Raw genomic sequence first — 17,712 nt, 5'->3', positions numbered from 1 at the left:
GAAACTCTCGTCGACGTGTGCGTTTACTTTGCAGCTCAAAGCCGCTGATCGATAGGCTGGTTTGTTTCATGTGTATTCAACGCAGTCTATGGCGTTCACGCTGTCAGGGTTTACAAGAAGGTTATGCAGATGTTCCCTAGAAAACGCTGGCAGCGCAGCAAAAAGCTTTCATAAATAAAGCAGAGATAGCAACGCCTTCCTCTTAAAATGCATGGCTTGCCGCATTGCAACTGTATGCGCAGCCCTTCACCCACTTACGTCCCTTTAGATGCCTACCAACCACACCCCCTCCGCTTCGGAAGCCGCTCCCGTCGACGAAAACCAACTCATGGCCGAGCGCCGCGAGAAGCTCAAGGTCATGCGCGATCGCCAGGCTGCAGGCCAAGGCGCGGCCTTCCCTAACGATTTCAAGCCTGCGCACCACGCCGCCACCTTGCACGAGTTGCATGGTGACAAGACCGTCGAGGTGTTGACCGAAGAAGGCCAGTTCGCCAAAGTGGCGGGCCGCATGATGCTCAAGCGCGTGATGGGCAAGGCCAGCTTTGCCACGCTGCAAGACAGCACAGGTCGCATCCAGATTTACGTGACACGCGATGACGTGAGCGAAGACTTGTACGCCGACTTCAAACACTGGGACTTGGGCGACATCGTGGCCTGCGAAGGCAAGCTGTTCAAAACCCGCACAGGCGAATTGTCCATTCACGCCACCAGCATCCGCATACTCACCAAGAGCCTGCGCCCCATGCCTGACAAGTTCCACGGCGTGGCTGACCAAGAGATCAAATACCGCCAGCGTTACGTCGATTTGATGACGGACGAAACCGCACGCAAGCGCTTTGTGGCGCGCAGCAAAGCGGTCAGCGGCATTCGCGAGTTCATGGTGCAACACAACTTCCTCGAAGTGGAAACGCCCATGTTGCACCCCATCCCCGGCGGCGCCAACGCCAAGCCCTTCACCACACACCACAACGCGCTGGACCAAGAAATGTTCTTGCGCATCGCGCCCGAGCTGTACTTGAAGCGCTTGATCGTGGGTGGCTTTGAGCGCGTGTTTGAGATCAACCGCAACTTCCGCAACGAAGGCATCTCCGTGCGCCACAACCCCGAGTTCACCATGATGGAGTTCTACGCGGCCTACTGGAACTACCAAGACCTGATGCACTTCACCGAAGAGCTGGTGCGCGATGCGGCCCTGAAGGCTGCTGGTACCACGCTGCTCACCTACGGCGGCAAGGCCGTGGATCTGAGCCAACCGTTCGAGCGCCTGACCATCCGCGAAGCCATCCGCAAACACACCGAAGCGGGCGACAACGTGGACAACAGCGAGTGGCTGATCAACGCCTTGAAAAAACTCGGCTTCAAAGAAGAGAAAGACAAACTCAGCACCCGCAGCTTGGCTGGTCTGCAAGTGATGTACTTTGAAGAGGCGGTGGAAGACAAGTTGTGGCAGCCCACCTTCATCTGCGAGCACCCTGTGGAGATTTCACCCTTGGCCCGCGCTAGCGACAGCAAGCCCGATGTGACCGAGCGCTTTGAGCTCTACATCACAGGCCGCGAGTTTGGCAATGGGTTTAGCGAGTTGAACGATGCCCAGACCCAAGCCGCCCGCTTTCACGCCCAAGTAGAAGCCAAAGACAGTGGTGACGACGAAGCCATGTTCTACGACCACGACTTTGTGCGCGCCCTCGAATACGGTATGCCCCCCACTGGCGGCTGCGGCATTGGCATTGACCGCTTGATGATGCTGCTGACCGACAGCCCCAGCATCCGTGACGTGATTTTGTTCCCTGCGTTGCGACGCGAGGCGTGAGCGCCTGACTTAAAAACAAAACGCCTCGCAATGCGAGGCGTTTTTTGTTGGCGGTGTCAGCTCAAAAAAGCAGCTTGTAAACCACCACACCAAGGCCCACAAACGCCAGCACCAAACCACCAACCATCCAGCGAAAGGTTTGGCGCAATCCACTCACCGCAGAGACCAGTGCCGCGTTTTGTTCAGCCAGATCGCGCACGGTTTGCGCCAGCTGGGTCTGACGTTGTTGTAGCGCATCAATCTGCGCATTGGCTGTGAGCAGGCGGTTTTTCAACTCACCCAAACTGGGCACATCGTCGTGTACGTTCGCCGTGGCCATCGGTGGTGGGGCGGCATCAGTGCCCTTGCGCGCCATGAGATCGCGGGCTTTTTCAAGCACGCTGGGAGCGTGCGACATCACATCTCCCCAAGGGATGACTTTGAGTGCGGAGAGCCAAGGTATTGCCATGTTTTATTGCGGCTGAAAGCCGCTGTTCTTGATGAGCTTGGCCCACACCTGTGTGTAGACGCGCTCACGTTGCTCGAGCTGGTGCGAGTTCATGTAGCCCACGGTGAGGCCCATTTTGGTGAGCTGCTCATGCACATCCGGCATGGTCAACACTTTGGACAAGGCCACGCCAAAGTGGTTGAGGGTGGCCTGCGGTGTACCAGCGGGCGCGAAGATGCCGTAGTAAGGCATGTCATCCAAACCGCTCAAGCCCAGCTCGCCAAAGGTGGGTACATCAGACAACGCAGCTTGGCGCTTGGCACCCAGCACAGCAACGATGCGCACTTTGCCCGCCTTGTGGTTTTCGATGAAGTCAGGCACCGAGCCCACGCCTGCGGCAATTTGGTTGCCCAGCATGTCGGCCATCATGGGGGCACTGCCACGGTAGGGGGCGGAGACCAGATCGAGTTTGAACTTCTCACCCACCACTTTGACCAAAAACTCAGGCGTGGAGGCTGAGGCAGGAATTCCCACAGCGCCTTTGCCGCCTTGGGCTTTGACCCAAGCCACATAGTCGGTGAAGGATTTGGCAGGTGTGCCACCCGACACGGCATAGGCGTTGACAAAGATGGCAAAGCCCGCCACGGGTGCAAAGTCTTTCGTAGGCTCGTAGCCGGGGTTCTTGGCCACCAAGGGCAAGATGGAGATGGTGTGGTCGTGCGAGAGGAACAGCACCGTGCCATCGGCAGGTGCGGCTTTCAAGGCTTGCGCTGCAAGTTGTCCGCCTGCACCGGGTTTGTTCTCGACCACCACGGGCACGCCGAGTTCGTCTTTGAGTTTGTCAGCCAAGATGCGCGCGACTGCGTCTGTGCCGCCCCCAGGCGGGAAGCCCACCATCAGCTTGATAGGCTTGGTGTTTTGTGCCGCAGCCAAGCCACAGCTTAAAGCCAAGGCTAGGACGGCAAAGTGACGACGAGAAGGAAACATGGCAGAACTCCTAAGAAGTCAAGGTTGATTGGACGCAGCGGCGGGGGCTTCGCCGTCTGGATTTTGACTGTGGTCAGGCTCAGCGTTCATGTCTGGGTTCTGACCATACTCACCATCAGGTGAAGTTTTTCGGGCATCACGCTCGCGCAATTTTTCTTCTTTTTTCTTCTTCTTGGCTAATTCGCGTTGACGTTTTTCGTAGTTGTAGTTAGGGGTTGCCATATGCGCTTTCTTGAAGGGGTGAGTGGGTGCGGTTTAAGGCAAGAGGTCCAAAGCCCGCAGGTAAGCGGGGTGGGTCATCAGCGCGTCCCAAGCTAGCGGCGAAGTTGTGGGCAGCAGTGTGCGACGGCGTTGTTCGCTGGCGTCACTGGCGTGCCATTGGTTTTTGACAAGGCGTTCGGTCAAGCCTTCGAGCATTTCATCCACCGCATGGCCATCGCCCATGCTTTGGTTGCACAACAGCACCAGGTCGCAGCCGGCGTTGAGCGCAGCCACAGCGGCCTCAGCAAAACTGACCGAACGGCTACCGATACGGCGCGCGCCTTCCATCGACAAATCGTCGCTGAAGATGGCGCCGTTGAAATGGAGCTGTCCGCGCAAGATGTCTTGCAACCAACGCGGTGAGAAGCCTGCGGGCAGTGCATCGACCTTGGGGTAGATGACGTGGGCGGGCATCACACTGGTGAGTGTGGTGGTGAGCCATTGGTAAGGCAAGGCGCAGTCGCCCAGGATGGCTTTGAGGCTGCGCTTGTCGACAGGAATGTCCACATGCGAATCGGCTTTGACAAAGCCATGACCGGGAAAGTGTTTGCCGCAGTTGGCCATGCCCGCCAGCAACAAACCATGCATGACGCATTTGGCCAAGGCGGTGGCCACGCGTGGGTCGCGGTGGAAGGAACGGTCGCCAATCACACCGCTTTCGCCGTGGTCGAGGTCAAGCACGGGGGTGAAGCTGAAGTCCACACCACACGCACGCAGCTCGCTGGCCAACACATAGCCGCTGGCGGTGGCGGCGTCCATCGCCGCCATGGCGCCGCTGCTGGGCTGCTTGTTTTTGTCTGTCATCCACAGCTCGCCCAAGGCACGCATGGGCGGGATGTGGGTGAAACCATCGGTGCGAAAGCGTTGCACGCGCCCGCCTTCGTGGTCGACACAAATGAGCAAGTCGTCACGCACGGCCTTGATGTCGGCGCACAGCTGGGTGAGCTGCTGGCGGTTGGCCCAGTTGCGGCCAAACAAAATGACACCGCCAGTGAGCGGGTGCTGCAAACGCGTGCGGTCTGCCGCGGTGAGCTGGGTGCCTGCGATGTCAAGGATGAGGGGGGCGTGGTGAGACATAAATCAGTTGTTTGTATCCGCCGTTTTTTCCACCACCACGTAGCTGGTGGCGTAGTCGGACTCGTCGCTCACGCTGACGTGGGCGCTCAAGCCTTTGGCTTCAAACCATGCTTTGAGCACGCCATGCAGCACAAGGGTGGGCTGACCGCTGGGCAGCTTGGCCACTTCGCACAAGCGCCAACTCATGGGTATGCGCATGCCCAACCCAATGGCTTTGCTAAAGGCTTCTTTGGCCGAAAAGCGTGTGGCCACATAACGCACACCGCGCTCGGGCCAACGCTCGCTGCGGGCGCAGTAGGTTTGCAGCTCGTGGTCGCTCAGCACTTTTTGCGCAAAGCGTTCGCCATGGCGTTCAAGGGACGCACGGATGCGGCGAATGTCGCAAATGTCGGTGCCGATGCCGTAAATCATGCGTTGCCTTAGGCCTGCGGCATGCACGCGTTGTACGCGCGAATAGTTTGGGTGTAACCCATCTCTAGCGCGTCGGCAATCAGGGCGTGGCCAATCGACACCTCTTGCACACCGGGCACGGTGGTGAGGAAGGTGTGCAGGTTGTCGCGGTTCAAGTCGTGGCCCGCGTTGATGCCAAGGCTCACCGCCAAAGCGGCTTCGGCGGTGGCTTTGAAGGCGGCCAAAGTTGAAGCTTGCTTGGGTGAGCCATAAGCTGAGGCATAGGTCTCGGTGTAGAGCTCTACGCGGTCAGCGCCCACGGCTTTGGCAGCGGCCATCGCCTCGGGAATCGGGTCCATGAAGAGGCTCACGCGCGCACCAAGGGCTTTGGCCTCATCAATGAGCGGTTTCAAGCGCTCAGCGTCTTGCGGGAAGTTCCAGCCGTGGTCGCTGGTGAACTGGCCTTCGCTGTCTGGCACAAAGGTCACTTGATGGGGGCGCACCTCGCGCACAAAGTCCATCAGGTTGTGAAAGGGATTGCCTTCGATGTTGAACTCACGGTCAGGCCAGGCCTTGAGCAAGGCAGCCAAGTCATGCACATCGCCAGCGCGGATGTGGCGCTCGTCGGGGCGTGGATGCACGGTGATGCCCGCAGCGCCTGCCTCTAGGCAGAGCGTGGCCGCGCGCGTGACGCTGGGGATGCCCAAGTGGCGCGTGTTGCGCACCAAGGCCACTTTGTTGAGGTTGACCGACAGAGCGGTTTTTGTGTGTTTGGACATGGCGTAAATCAAAGGGATTGCAGGTCAATCATCATCTGCCGCGTGCGCAGTGTTTTGACCCCGCAATGGTAGTGCAGCAAGGCGCGTAGCTGGCCCTGCAAGGCGTTGCGTTGCTCTGGGGGCATCTCGGCGCACAAACGCAGCGTGGCGGTGAAGGGCGCGTCGATGCTGAGGCTGTCGTACAACTGCAACCAGACGCCGCCCGCGAGGCCTGCGCGGTCTTGCGCGTGATGGGTGCGCAAACCGCCCTCGGCCACCAGCACATACAAAGCGTCGGGCTGTACTGCGCCTAAGGTGAGGGTTTGGATGTTGAGCTCAGGCAAGAAGCCAATGTCACGCAACAGCAGCAACTCAAACGCACGCAGCGCGGGGTTGATGGTGCCCTCGTGCCCCGAGGCCAGCACTTGCACCACTTGGCGATAAAGGTCAAACAAACTGGGGTGCGGGTCGTCACGCGCCAATAGGCGCAGCAGCAACTCGTTGATGTAGTAGCCAGACAGCAGCGCCTCACCCGTGGGCATGATGTGGCCGCCCACCCATTCAGCGCCTTTCAAGGTGCGAATTTCGGCATCGCCCGAATAGCTGACGTACAGCGGCTGCAAGGGCAGCAACACGGGGCGAAAGTTGGAGCTGGGTTTTTTGGCACCCTTGGCCACCAAAGCCACCCGACCGAAGTGGCGGGTGAAGGTTTCCAAGATCAAACTGGACTCGCTCCAGTCGTACCGGTGCAACACGAACGCAGGCTCGTCATGGATGCGGGGAATGCCCCGCGATATCGTGAAGGTGCTGGATTTACTCGTAGCCAAAGCTACGCACCCGCGCTGCATCGTCGGCCCAACCAGAGCGGACTTTGACCCATAGCTCTAAGAAGACTTTGGCGTCGAAGAGTTTTTCTAACTCGGTGCGCGACTCCATGCCCATGCGCTTCAAGCGCTCACCTTTGTCACCAATGACCATGGCTTTGTGGCCATCGCGCTCGACCACGATGGTGGCGGCAATGCGCACCAAGCGTTTGACGCCTTTGGTCTTGCCCTTTTCTTCTTCGAACTTGTCGATGATGACGGTCGAGGTGTAGGGCAATTCGTCGCCCGTCAAACGAAAGAGTTTTTCACGCACCATTTCGGCGGCCATGAATTTTTCGCTGCGGTCGGTGAGCTCGTCGGCGGCGTACATCCAAGCTTGTTCGGGCAGGTATTTTTCGCAAATGCCCAACAAGCGCTGCACGTCTTTGTCGTTCTTGGCCGACATGGGCACGATCTCGGAAAAGGGGTGTCGCTCTTGCATGGCTTGCAGCCACAGCATGATGTCGGCGCGATTTTTCATCGTGTCGAGTTTGTTGGCCAACAAGATGGTGGGGATGCCGTTGGCCAACAGTGACAACACCTTTTCGTCGGCTGGGGTGAAGCTGCCGGCCTCGACCACCAACAACACCAAGTCGACATCGCCGACCGCGCCTTGCACGGCTTTGTTGAGCGACTTGTTGAGGGCGTTGCCGTGGATGGTTTGAAAGCCGGGCGTATCCACAAACACAAACTGCGTCGCGCCTTGGGTGTGCATGCCTGTGATGCGGTGGCGCGTGGTTTGTGCTTTGCGTGAGGTGATGCTGATTTTTTGCCCCACCAAGGCGTTGAGCAAGGTGGACTTGCCCACGTTGGGCTTGCCGACGATGGCAATCAAGCCGCAGCGTTGGTCCGCAGGTGCGACCACGGCTTGGCTGGCGACAACACGGTTGCCTTTGCTGGCAGCCAGCATGGCGTCAATGTCTTGAAGGCTTTGTTCGTTGTTGGGAGGTTTAGTCATAGCGACTCTTTGATAAATTGGAGCATGGCTGCTGCGCCGGCTTGTTCTCCTGCGCGGCGCGAGCCACCAATGCCGCGCTCGCAGCGGGCCAGTTCTGGAACTTCACATTCCACATCAAAGGTTTGTTTGTGTGCCGCGCCCAAGGTGCCCACCACACGGTAGATGGGCAGTTTGAATTTACGTGCTTGCAACCATTCTTGCAGCTCGGTTTTGGCGTCTTTGCCAACGGCTTGCATCTCGGGGTTGACTTCGACCTTGGCAAAAATGCGTTGCACCAAGGCGTCGGCGGCGATGTAGCCCGCATCCAGGTAGACCGCGCCGAGAACAGCCTCTAGCGCATCCGCCAAGATGGAGGGTCGCTTTTGCCCACCCGACTGCATTTCGCCCTCGCCCAAGCGCAAGATGCCAGACAGCCCCAGCTCAACGGCCAAGTGATGCAAGGTGTCTTGTTTGACCAAGTTGGCACGCACGCGAGAGAGGTCGCCCTCCGGCAAGGTGTTGAGGCGCAGGTATAGCAAATTGGCAATGGCCAAATTGAGAACCGAGTCACCTAGGAACTCTAAGCGTTCATAGTGGTCGGTGCTGAAGCTTCGATGTGTCAGAGCCTGCGTGAGTAAGGCAGGGTTTTGAAACGTGTATTCCAAGCGTGCTTGAAGCGTCTCAAGGATTTGCTGTTGGGACGGGCTGTGAGGGGAGGAACGAGCGCGTGATGTCATTGAAATGCGCCAATGCGCGAGAGGCTGCCAAAGTTCATCCAGACAAAGAAGGCTTTGCCGACGATGTTTTTCTCTGGCACAAAGCCCCAGTAGCGCGAGTCGAGTGAGTTGTCGCGGTTGTCACCCATCATGAAGTAGTGGCCAGCAGGTACTTTGCAGGTCACGCCTTCGACGGTGTAGTGGCAGTTTTCTTTGAAGGCAAAGTCATCTGCGCCCGGCACGAAGGAGGGGCGGTCTTTGTCATTCAACAAGTGGTGGGTGCGCACACCTATCATCTCCGAAGGCTTACTACCCAAAGGGGGCTTTTCTTCAAACTGCGAGATGTAACGCATGCTGTCTTCTTCAAAGAAGTCGGCACGCGGCGCTTTGCTGACGGGTTGGCCGTTAATGGTGAGTTGCTTGTTCAAGTAAGCCACTTCGTCACCGGGCACGCCGACTACACGCTTGATGTAGTCCAAGCTGGGCTTGGGTGGGTAGCGAAAGACCATGACGTCACCGCGTTGCACGGGGTTGCCTTCGGTCAGCTTGATGTTGAGTACGGGCAAGCGCACACCGTAGTGGTATTTGTTGACCAAGATCAGGTCACCCACCAGCAAGGTGGGAATCATCGAACCCGAGGGAATTTTGAAGGGCTCAAACAGAAAAGAGCGCAGCACAAACACCACGGCGATGACGGGGAACAAACCAGCGGTCCAATCCAACCACCAAGGCTGCATGTAAAGCCGTTCTTTGGCTTGCGTCACATTCAGGTCGGTTTGGGTGATGCCTTGGGCATGCAACTCGGCGGTGCGTTGGTCGGCGTGGGCCTGCAATTGCTCAGCCGCTGCTTTGCGCTGGGGTAAGAAATAAAACTGTTCGGCCAACCAATAAATACCGGTCACCACGGTGGCCATGAACATGAGCAAAGCAAAGTTGCCCTCGATCATGCCCACGTACCAAAAACCGGCGTAGCCCACAAAGGCAGCCAGCACGAATGCGGTCAATGTAGCCATTAATCCTCCACCTGCAAGATGGCCAAGAAAGCTTCTTGCGGAACTTCGACCGAGCCAATTTGTTTCATGCGTTTTTTACCTGCTTTTTGCTTCTCAAGCAGTTTGCGTTTGCGACTGATGTCGCCACCATAGCATTTTGCCAGCACGTTCTTGCGCAAAGCCTTAATGGTTTCACGCGCGATGATGTTGGTACCAATCGCGGCTTGAATCACCACGTCAAACATTTGACGGCTGATGATCTCGCGCATCTTGGCCACCACGGCACGGCCACGGTAGGTGGCCTGTGTGCGGTGCACGATGATGGACAGGGCATCGACCTTCTCGCCGTTGAGCAAGATGTCGACCTTCACCACGTCAGACGCGCGGTACTCTTTGAACTCATAGTCCATCGAGGCGTAGCCACGAGAGACGGATTTGAGTTTGTCGAAGAAATCAAGCACGATCTCACCCAAAGGCATTTCATAGGTCAGCATGACTTGGCGGCCGTGGTAAGCCATGTTCATTTGCACACCACGTTTTTGGTTGGCCAGTGTCATCACAGCGCCCACGTAGTCTTGCGGCATATAAAGATGGACGGTGACGATGGGCTCGCGAATTTCATGCAGCTTGCCTTGGTCAGGCATCTTGGATGGGTTTTCCACCATTACCACTTCGGCGCCGGGCATGACCACTTGGTACACCACGCTGGGGGCGGTGGTGATGAGGTCTTGGTCAAACTCGCGCTCTAAGCGCTCTTGCACGATCTCCATGTGCAACAGGCCCAAGAAGCCGCAACGGAAACCAAAGCCCAAGGCTTGCGACACCTCTGGCTCGTATTGGAGCGAGGCATCGTTGAGCTTGAGTTTTTCCAGCGCGTCGCGCAGACCGTCGTATTGGTTGGCTTCAGTTGGGTATAAGCCCGCGAATACTTGGGGCTGAATTTCTTTAAACCCTGGTAAGGCTTGCTCGGCTGGGCCTAAGTTATTGGGCAGCTTCTTTTCCAAGGTGATGGTGTCACCCACCTTGGCAGCTTGCAGCTCTTTGATGCCCGCAATGATGTAGCCCACTTGGCCGGCTTCAAGCGACTGACGCGGTTCGTTGGCGGGCGTAAACACACCAAGGTTGTCGGCGTTGTAGACAGCCTCTGTGGCCATCATTTTGAAACGCTCGCCTTTGCCCAAACGGCCATCGACCACACGCACCAACATCACCACGCCGACGTAGCTGTCAAACCAGCTGTCAATGATCATTGCGCGCAAAGGTGCGTTGGGGTTGCCTTTGGGTGGGGGCACATGTGCCACCACGGCCTCTAAGATTTCGTCGATGCCCAAACCTGTTTTGGCAGAGCAAGGAATGGCGTCGGTGGCATCAATACCAATGACATCTTCAATTTCGGCTTTGGCATTCTCTGGGTCTGCGTTGGGCAAATCCATTTTGTTGAGCACCGGCAGCACCTCAACACCCAGGTCGAGTGCGGTGTAACAGTTGGCCACGGTTTGTGCTTCCACACCTTGACTGGCATCGACCACCAGCAACGCGCCTTCGCAGGCAGAGAGTGAACGCGACACCTCGTAAGAGAAGTCAACGTGGCCGGGTGTGTCGATCAAATTCAGGTTGTAGACCTGACCGTCGTTGGCTTTGTATTGCAGCGCAGCGGTCTGCGCTTTGATAGTTATCCCACGCTCTTTCTCGATGTCCATCGAGTCGAGAACTTGCGCTTGCATGTCACGCTCTTCAAGTCCTCCGCAACGCTGAATCAAACGATCTGCCAGCGTAGATTTGCCATGATCGATGTGGGCAATGATTGAAAAGTTTCTGATGTTGTTCATCAACAGGGGCACTTAAGTGATTGAATTCAAAGGGAGAGCGCCATGAAAAAAGGGCGCGTCATGTGCTGACGCGCCCAGAACCAACAAGCAATGACAACTGCATAAGTTGGGAGTTCATTGTAGGCAAAACCCCCGATTTGCACAGCGGTCTCAACTCAACCGAGGCCTCGTTGCGGGTTTGCAACATAAATTTATCCACAGCTTATTAACATTTTGACAGAGGGGTTTTGGAGCAACTTGTGGGTGAACTGTGGATCACCTGTGGGGTCAGTCAGTCAATCCCGTATCGTGGAGTTTTGGGCTTGCGATATATCGCAAAGACGCATTCAGCCCCTCAATTCTATACAAAAAGGGCTTGAACACTTTATTTAAGTTTGCGAGTACTAACTTAAAAAGTATTTTTTGAGTCTCAAAAAAATTAAGAACTCCTCGCCATTCCCGACTCCAGCCTAGGGGTTTAACGCGCAGGTCGAATGACTGTGTATTGGGCCCATTCACCTCGGCGAATTAACAGGCTGACGGACTTGCTGCGATCGAGCTTGGCTATCAGAGCCTCCAAGGTCTGCACATTGGGCGTTTCAATGTTGGCTAAAGCCAAGATCACATCGCCTTCTTGAATGCCAGCACGTGCTGCGGGCTCTGCCACCGCATCCACGCGCACCCCTCCACGCAATTTCAGTTCTTTCTTTTGCGCATCCGTCAGTTCGCTCACCGTCAATCCGAGCACCTTCGTGACCAGACCCGCTGCTTGCGCCTTCTCTGGGGCGGATGCCTTTTTGACAGGCTTATCCGCTTCAAACTCCCCCACGGTGATTTGCATGTCTTTCACATTGCCACGGCGCCAGACTTGAATGGCGCTGCGTGTGCCTGGCTTGGTGCGGCCGACCATGCGTGGTAAGTCACTGGACTTGTCAATGATTTTTCCTTCGAACTTCAAGATGATGTCACCTGGCTCCAAGCCCGCTGTTTCAGCGGGCGAGCCTTGCTCCACACCACGCACCAAGGCACCTTGGTTTTTGGAGAGCCCCAACGATTCAGCCACATCTTTGCTGACCTGATCAATCTGCACGCCCAAGCGACCCCGTTGCACTTTGCCTGTCGCACGCAGCTGCTCACTGACACGCACAGCTTCGTCAATCGGAATGGCGAAGGAGATGCCCATAAAACCACCGGAGCGCGAATAGATTTGGCTATTGATCCCAACCACCTCACCGCGCATGTTGATAAGCGGTCCACCCGAGTTACCGGGGTTGATGGCCACATCGGTTTGGATGAAGGACAGGTAATCCCCCGTGTCACGTTGCTTGGCGCTGACGATACCCGCAGTCACTGTGTTTTCCAAACCAAAGGGGGAGCCAATGGCCATCACCCACTCCCCTACTTTGAGGCGCGCGACATCACCAATCTTTACTGCGGGTAAGCCTGCGGCTTCGATCTTGACCACGGCCACATCGGTGCGTTTGTCGAGGCCAATGAGACGGGCTTTGAACTCGCGTTTGTCGGGCAACGTGACCAAGACTTGTTCAGCTCCCTCCACCACATGAGCGTTGGTCATCACGTAGCCATCGGCTGACAAGATGAAACCAGACCCGACACCTTTAGGCTGAGCCTCTTCTGCTTGGCCACGGTTCGGGCGCTGCTGACGGGGGGCATTGGGATTGTTTGGCGTTGGCATGGGCACACCAAAGAAACGACGGAAGAACTCTTGCATTTCCGCATCAGGCTCATTGCCTTGCACTTCACGCAGGGCTGCTTTCTCTAGCGTCCTGATATTCACTACAGACGGCCCTACCTGCTCGACCAACTCCGTGAAGTCAGGTAAGCCACGTACCCCCTGCACAGTCGCCACTTGTGCGCTAACAGGCTGAACCAGAGACACGCCGAGACCTGTGACCCATATCGAGGTGCACAAGAGTCCAACCGAGAGCGAACGTTTGAATACCACTGGATGTGCCATATTTCTTCCTTCAATTCATTTCAGAGTGCTGGTACACAGCGCGACGTAAGTCTTGCCAGCGCCCACGTGCGTGTTCTGCGCCGAACCAAAGCCAAATGGGTTTGGCATGCAGTGTGTCAGATGTGGGCTGCCAGCGCAAAAGCAAGGCCTGCTGGACGTCCAATGCAACCTGTAAGACACCCAACGCATCTTCTAAATCACCACCACGGTCGTGCAAGCACCAGACTTGACCATTCCAACTCAAAGTCCCTCTGTGCTGCAAGGATTTCCACCCCCACACCGAGGCCACCAGCGCACACAAAACACCCAGAATCATTGCGCCACCCAGCGTTTGCTGAGACAACCACACCCCCAAGACCAAGCAAGCACCAAGCAACAAGCCTGCAAAGCAAGTACGCTGAAAAGCACAACGCCCCACCGGATATGAAACCGATGGAGCGTTGTGCATGTCGAAAGCCCTTAGACCCGTTTAAAAACTAACGCGCCGTTGGTGCCGCCAAATCCGAAGTTGTTTTTGAGGGCCACATCAATCTTCATGTCACGCGCGGTGTTGGCGCAGTAGTCCAAGTCACACTCGGGGTCTTGATTAAAGATGTTGATGGTGGGTGGGCTTTTTTGGTTGTGAATAGCCAACACGGTGAACACACTTTCAATGCCACCGGCACCGCCCAACAAATGGCCAGTCATAGATTTGGTCGAGTTGACCACGGTCTTCTTGGCGTGATCGCCCAAGGCGGCTTTGATCGCATTGGTCTCGTTGACATCACCCAGCGGCGTTGATGTGCCGTGCGCGTTCAAGTAATCGACTTGATCGGGGTTCACACCTGCATTCTTGAGTGCGCTGAGCATGGCGCGGCGTGGGCCGTCCATGTTGGGCGCAGTCATGTGACCCGCATCGGCACTCAAGCCATAGCCACCCAACTCTGCATAAATCTTGGCGCCCCGTTTTTTGGCGTGCTCGTACTCTTCGAGCACCAAAACGCCAGCACCTTCGCCCAACACAAAACCATCGCGGTCGCGATCCCAAGGGCGCGAAGCGGTCGCAGGATCGTCATTGCGCGTTGACAGTGCACGCATGGCAGCAAAGCCCCCCACCCCCAAAGGGGACATGCAACACTCAGCGCCGCCAGCAATCATCACGTCGGCATCGCCGTACTCAATGTGGCGCCCCGCTTCGCCGATGCTGTGCAGGCCTGTGGTGCAGGCTGTGACTACGGCCAAGTTCGGGCCTTTGAAGCCGTAGCGCATGGACACGTGACCAGAGATCATGTTGATGATGGACGCTGGCACAAAGAAGGGAGAAATTCGACGTGGACCTTTGGCCAACAGCTCGCTGTGCATGTTTTCTATGAGTGGCAAGCCGCCAATGCCAGAGCCAATCACGACACCAATACGCGTCGCTTCTTCTGCGCTCAGAGCTTCACCCGTGATTAAGCCTGAGTCTTGAACCGCTTGCATCGCCGCTGCAATGCCGTAGTGAATGAACTTGTCCATGGCACGCGCTTCTTTCGGGGCGATGTATGGGTCAAGGTCTAAATCTTTCACTTCACCAGCGAAATGGCAATTGATTGCGGACGCATCAAAACGAGTGATGTTCGCAATGCCAGACTTACCAGCTAAAAGATTGGCCCAAGCGTCAGCCACCGTGTTACCCACGGGGCTGATACAGCCTAGGCCGGTCACGACGACGCGACGACGGCTCATGCGGTGTTCCTAGCAGTTAGGCTTTTTTGTGGGTCAACGCGTAGTCAATCGCGTTTTGCACGGTGTTGATTTTTTCGGCATCCTCGTCTGGGATTTCAATACCAAACTCGTCTTCCAATGCCATCACCAATTCCACTGTGTCCAAGGAGTCGGCACCCAGATCAGCCACGAAGGCTTTTTCGTTGGTGACTTGAGACTCTTCAACGCCGAGTTGCTCCGCAATGATTTTTTTGACACGTGTTTCGATATCGCTCATGGATTCCCTCTAAGGGTTGTGAATAAGACTGTGATTTTAACCGGATGGCCCAACCGTAGTAATTCTGCTTGGATTCTTTTCGAATTCTGGCCTTCACAGGCCACCGAATACCCCATGCGCGAGCGCAATCTCTCCCCGGATGGTTTTGATTTTTCGGGCCCTCTTTCCGCACTCTGATTTCCTTCGTTTTTTGCTCGCCTTGGCTCGTCCATTGACGCTTCTCAGGAGGTCGGCGTGGAGCTGAACTGGGGGGGGGGGTCAGCAGCCTGTTAACCAAGCGGTCGCGCTAGGCAGGGCTACAGAGCTTGCTCAGTTCAGAAATAGTGCTGCTATTCATGGGCGTTCTTTATTTCGCCCAAGTGTCCTTGAGCCCCGTGATTTTGTTAAACACCAATTTCCCCTGCGCATGGTCCACGCGATCGGTCACAAAGTAGCCGTGACGTTCAAACTGAAAGTGCGCACCAGCGGGCACGTGGGCCAGTGACGGCTCCACATACGCGGTCACCACTTTCAGGCTGTCGGGGTTGAGGGCTGTCAAGAAGTCTTTGCCACCTGCGTCGGGCTGTGCGTCGGTGAACAAGCGGTCATACAGGCGCACTTCGGCTTCAAGGCCGTCGTTCACGCCCACCCAAGTGATAGCGGCGCTGGCCTTGACGGTGGCGCTGCCGGGTGTGCCGCTCTTGGTGTCGGGGATGACAATGGCAAGTACCTCGGTTACCACACCATCTACATCTTTCGTGCAGCCCGTGCATTCAATCACGTAGCCGCCTTTGAGGCGCACCTTATTGCCAGGGTAGAGACGTTTGTAGCCTTTGGGTGGAACTTCGGCGAAGTCGTCACGCTCAATCCACACTTCTTTGCCTATTTTGAAATGGCGCGTGGACACTTCAAGGCCTTCGACATGGCCTTGAGAAGCACCTTGCGGTGCTGGCGGCAACGCAGGCTGCGTGCAGGGCTCTAAGTGGCCCGCACCCATCACATCATCCCAGTTGGTGAGCACGAGTTTGACGGGGTACAGCACGGCCATGGCGCGGTGTGCGGTGTTTTCTAGGCTTTCGCGCAAGCAGCCTTCGAGGGCGCTGTAGTCAATCCAGCTGTCGCTCTTGGTCACGCCAATGCGTTCGGCAAACAGTTGCAGGCTCTCGGGTGTGTAGCCACGACGGCGCAGGCCCACGATGGTGGGCATGCGTGGGTCGTCCCAACCGCTCACTTTGCCCTCGTTCACCAATTGCGCGAGTTTGCGTTTGCTGGTGATGACGTAGGTGAGGTTGAGGCGCGAGAACTCGTATTGCTTCGGACTGGGTGCAGCCAACAGGCCGCACTCGCACAGGCGCTCCAGCAGCCAGTCGTAAAACGGGCGCTGGTCTTCAAACTCCAGCGTGCAAATGCTGTGTGTGATTTGCTCCAGCGCGTCTTCGATGGGATGCGCAAAGGTGTACATCGGGTAGATGCACCATTGGTCGCCCGTGTTGTGGTGTGTGGCGCGGCGAATGCGGTAGATGGCGGGGTCGCGCAGGTTGATGTTGGGCGAGGCCATGTCAATCTTGGCGCGTAGCACGGCGGCACCGTCGGCCAACTTGCCGTCACGCATCTCGCGAAAGCGTGCGAGGTTTTCAGCAGCGCTGCGAGAACGGAAAGGGCTGTCCACACCGGGCTTAGAAAAGTCACCACGGTTGACGCGCATTTCTTCTGGGGTTTGCTCATCCACATAGGCGTGATCCGCTTCAATCAAGGCCTCGGCGGCGCGGTACATGAAGTCGAAGTAGTCGCTGGCTTGGTAGGCTTTGCTAGTTCCGGGTGTTTGGCCGAGTTGGCTCCAGTCAAAGCCCAGCCACTGCACCGCATCGATGATGGCGTTGACGTATTCGGTGTCTTCTTTTTCGGGGTTGGTGTCGTCAAAGCGCAGATGGCACACGCCACCGTAGTCGCGCGCGAGGCCGAAGTTGATGCAAATGCTTTTGGCATGGCCCACATGCAAGTAGCCGTTGGGCTCGGGTGGGAAACGGGTGCGAATCTTGGCTGGGTCTGGAGCGCCTGCTGAGTGATGCGCTGCGTCACCGGGGCTGCCCGCCCAGCGGCGGCTGGCGTAAGTGCCTTGGGCCAAATCGTTTTCGATGATTTGGCGCAAAAAGTTGCTGGGCTTGTGGTCTTGTTCTGTCGCGGGGGTGGCGGGTTTCGTCATGCCGTGATTTTAGGCGGCACGCAGGCCGGAATCAGAGCCAGCCTAGCCATTCATGCCAAATCAATTGGCCCAAATAGCGCGTGGGCAACAGCGTGAATGCACCAGCCACCAACATCAGCGTGGTCCACGCATAGCCCAGTGCGCGGTGCAGCCACGGTCTGATGTGTTTTCCCAAACGAGTCCAAAGCACAACGGGGCCAATGACCAAAGCAGCGATGGCTGCGCTCATATGGATGGCGATGATAGGTGTGAGTTGCATCTTAGATTTTTCGACCCAAACGTTTTTCGACTTCTTTCTTTTCCCAATCTGCGCCAAATGGGCTGAAACGCTCGAACACGCGCAAGCCATGAAACAGAACGCCAATGCCCCAGCCCATCGCCACCCAACCCACCCACAAGTACTGCGGGCGTGTCCAGAGATTAATGCCTAGGGAAGGTCTGCACAACGCATGAATTTGTAGCGTGACTTGTTACGGACTTCACGATGTGCAATTGTGTGCGTCGATAGCACGATTTTTCGGCGTAAGAGACCCATTTCGTCATCCCACCTTTGCCCTCAGGCCCCT

Annotated in this window: 19 protein-coding genes; 1 reads left to right on the top strand and 18 read right to left on the bottom strand. The window is 56.7% G+C overall.

Features of this window, described 5'->3' with window-relative positions:
- Window positions 1–268 precede the first annotated feature (268 nt).
- Window positions 269–1,810, top strand: a complete 1,542-nt coding sequence (lysS, locus tag RMS03_RS05315) for a lysine--tRNA ligase (protein WP_310626058.1) — start codon at window positions 269–271, stop codon at window positions 1,808–1,810.
- 61 nt (window positions 1,811–1,871) lie between these two features.
- On the opposite strand, the gene RMS03_RS05310 is transcribed toward lysS, so the two are convergent.
- The 18 genes from RMS03_RS05310 to RMS03_RS05225 all read right to left on the bottom strand — a co-directional run bounded on the left by RMS03_RS05310 (window position 1,872) and on the right by RMS03_RS05225 (window position 17,592).
- Window positions 1,872–2,258 carry a hypothetical protein gene (locus tag RMS03_RS05310; protein ID WP_310626057.1) on the bottom strand — a complete coding sequence of 129 codons (387 nt, stop codon included), beginning with the start codon at window positions 2,256–2,258 and terminating at the stop codon, window positions 1,872–1,874.
- Between the two features lie 3 nt (window positions 2,259–2,261).
- Window positions 2,262–3,224: a Bug family tripartite tricarboxylate transporter substrate binding protein gene (locus RMS03_RS05305; protein ID WP_310626056.1), complete on the bottom strand. Its 963-nt coding sequence runs from the start codon at window positions 3,222–3,224 to the stop codon at window positions 2,262–2,264.
- Window positions 3,225–3,242: 18 nt separating this feature from the next.
- The gene (locus RMS03_RS05300) at window positions 3,243–3,446 is read right to left on the bottom strand and encodes a hypothetical protein (RefSeq protein WP_310626055.1); all 204 of its coding nucleotides are present in this window, start codon (window positions 3,444–3,446) and stop codon (window positions 3,243–3,245) included.
- A 33-nt stretch (window positions 3,447–3,479) separates the two neighbouring features.
- On the bottom strand, window positions 3,480–4,562 hold the full coding sequence (gene nagZ, locus RMS03_RS05295; RefSeq protein WP_310626054.1) for a beta-N-acetylhexosaminidase: 1,083 nt from the start codon (window positions 4,560–4,562) through the stop codon (window positions 3,480–3,482).
- A 3-nt stretch (window positions 4,563–4,565) separates the two neighbouring features.
- Window positions 4,566–4,973 (bottom strand): holo-ACP synthase, encoded by a 408-nt coding sequence (gene acpS, locus RMS03_RS05290; protein WP_310626053.1) that lies wholly within the window; start codon window positions 4,971–4,973, stop codon window positions 4,566–4,568.
- 8 nt (window positions 4,974–4,981) lie between these two features.
- Window positions 4,982–5,731 carry a pyridoxine 5'-phosphate synthase gene (locus RMS03_RS05285; protein WP_310626052.1) on the bottom strand — a complete coding sequence of 250 codons (750 nt, stop codon included), beginning with the start codon at window positions 5,729–5,731 and terminating at the stop codon, window positions 4,982–4,984.
- A gap of 8 nt (window positions 5,732–5,739) precedes the next feature.
- The gene (gene recO, locus RMS03_RS05280) at window positions 5,740–6,495 is read right to left on the bottom strand and encodes a DNA repair protein RecO (protein WP_310626059.1); all 756 of its coding nucleotides are present in this window, start codon (window positions 6,493–6,495) and stop codon (window positions 5,740–5,742) included.
- A gap of 28 nt (window positions 6,496–6,523) precedes the next feature.
- Entirely contained in the window at window positions 6,524–7,483 is a 960-nt protein-coding gene (gene era, locus RMS03_RS05275) for a GTPase Era (protein WP_405023502.1), read from the bottom strand.
- 44 nt (window positions 7,484–7,527) lie between these two features.
- Window positions 7,528–8,247, bottom strand: coding sequence for a ribonuclease III (rnc, locus tag RMS03_RS05270; RefSeq protein WP_310626050.1), 720 nt, complete (start codon window positions 8,245–8,247; stop codon window positions 7,528–7,530).
- The gene (lepB, locus tag RMS03_RS05265) at window positions 8,244–9,239 is read right to left on the bottom strand and encodes a signal peptidase I (protein ID WP_310626049.1); all 996 of its coding nucleotides are present in this window, start codon (window positions 9,237–9,239) and stop codon (window positions 8,244–8,246) included. Before lepB ends, rnc begins: the two co-directional genes overlap by 4 nt.
- Window positions 9,239–11,047 carry a translation elongation factor 4 gene (gene lepA / locus RMS03_RS05260; RefSeq protein WP_310626048.1) on the bottom strand — a complete coding sequence of 603 codons (1,809 nt, stop codon included), beginning with the start codon at window positions 11,045–11,047 and terminating at the stop codon, window positions 9,239–9,241. The genes lepB and lepA overlap by 1 nt, the downstream gene beginning before the upstream one ends.
- A gap of 457 nt (window positions 11,048–11,504) precedes the next feature.
- A complete protein-coding gene (locus tag RMS03_RS05255; protein WP_310626047.1) occupies window positions 11,505–13,004 on the bottom strand; it encodes a DegQ family serine endoprotease in 1,500 nt (499 codons plus the stop codon).
- 10 nt (window positions 13,005–13,014) lie between these two features.
- The gene (locus RMS03_RS05250; RefSeq protein WP_310626046.1) at window positions 13,015–13,452 is read right to left on the bottom strand and encodes a hypothetical protein; all 438 of its coding nucleotides are present in this window, start codon (window positions 13,450–13,452) and stop codon (window positions 13,015–13,017) included.
- Window positions 13,453–13,463: 11 nt separating this feature from the next.
- Window positions 13,464–14,708: a beta-ketoacyl-ACP synthase II gene (gene fabF, locus RMS03_RS05245; protein ID WP_310626045.1), complete on the bottom strand. Its 1,245-nt coding sequence runs from the start codon at window positions 14,706–14,708 to the stop codon at window positions 13,464–13,466.
- A 16-nt stretch (window positions 14,709–14,724) separates the two neighbouring features.
- Window positions 14,725–14,964 (bottom strand): acyl carrier protein, encoded by a 240-nt coding sequence (gene acpP, locus RMS03_RS05240; protein WP_100131465.1) that lies wholly within the window; start codon window positions 14,962–14,964, stop codon window positions 14,725–14,727.
- A 346-nt stretch (window positions 14,965–15,310) separates the two neighbouring features.
- Complete coding sequence (locus RMS03_RS05235) at window positions 15,311–17,146, bottom strand: glutamine--tRNA ligase/YqeY domain fusion protein (protein WP_310626044.1); 1,836 nt, start codon at window positions 17,144–17,146, stop codon at window positions 15,311–15,313.
- 31 nt (window positions 17,147–17,177) lie between these two features.
- Window positions 17,178–17,405: a DUF2306 domain-containing protein gene (locus RMS03_RS05230; protein ID WP_310626043.1), complete on the bottom strand. Its 228-nt coding sequence runs from the start codon at window positions 17,403–17,405 to the stop codon at window positions 17,178–17,180.
- Window position 17,406: 1 nt separating this feature from the next.
- Window positions 17,407–17,592 (bottom strand): 2TM domain-containing protein, encoded by a 186-nt coding sequence (locus RMS03_RS05225; protein WP_310626042.1) that lies wholly within the window; start codon window positions 17,590–17,592, stop codon window positions 17,407–17,409.
- Window positions 17,593–17,712 lie beyond the last annotated feature (120 nt).

Origin of the sequence: Limnohabitans sp. (genome assembly GCF_031538885.1) — a bacterium.
Taxonomy (GTDB): Bacteria; Pseudomonadota; Gammaproteobacteria; order Burkholderiales; family Burkholderiaceae_C; genus Limnohabitans.
The sequence above is the reverse complement of the archived record's forward strand: the minus strand, read 5'-3'. Positions and strand labels throughout refer to the sequence as shown.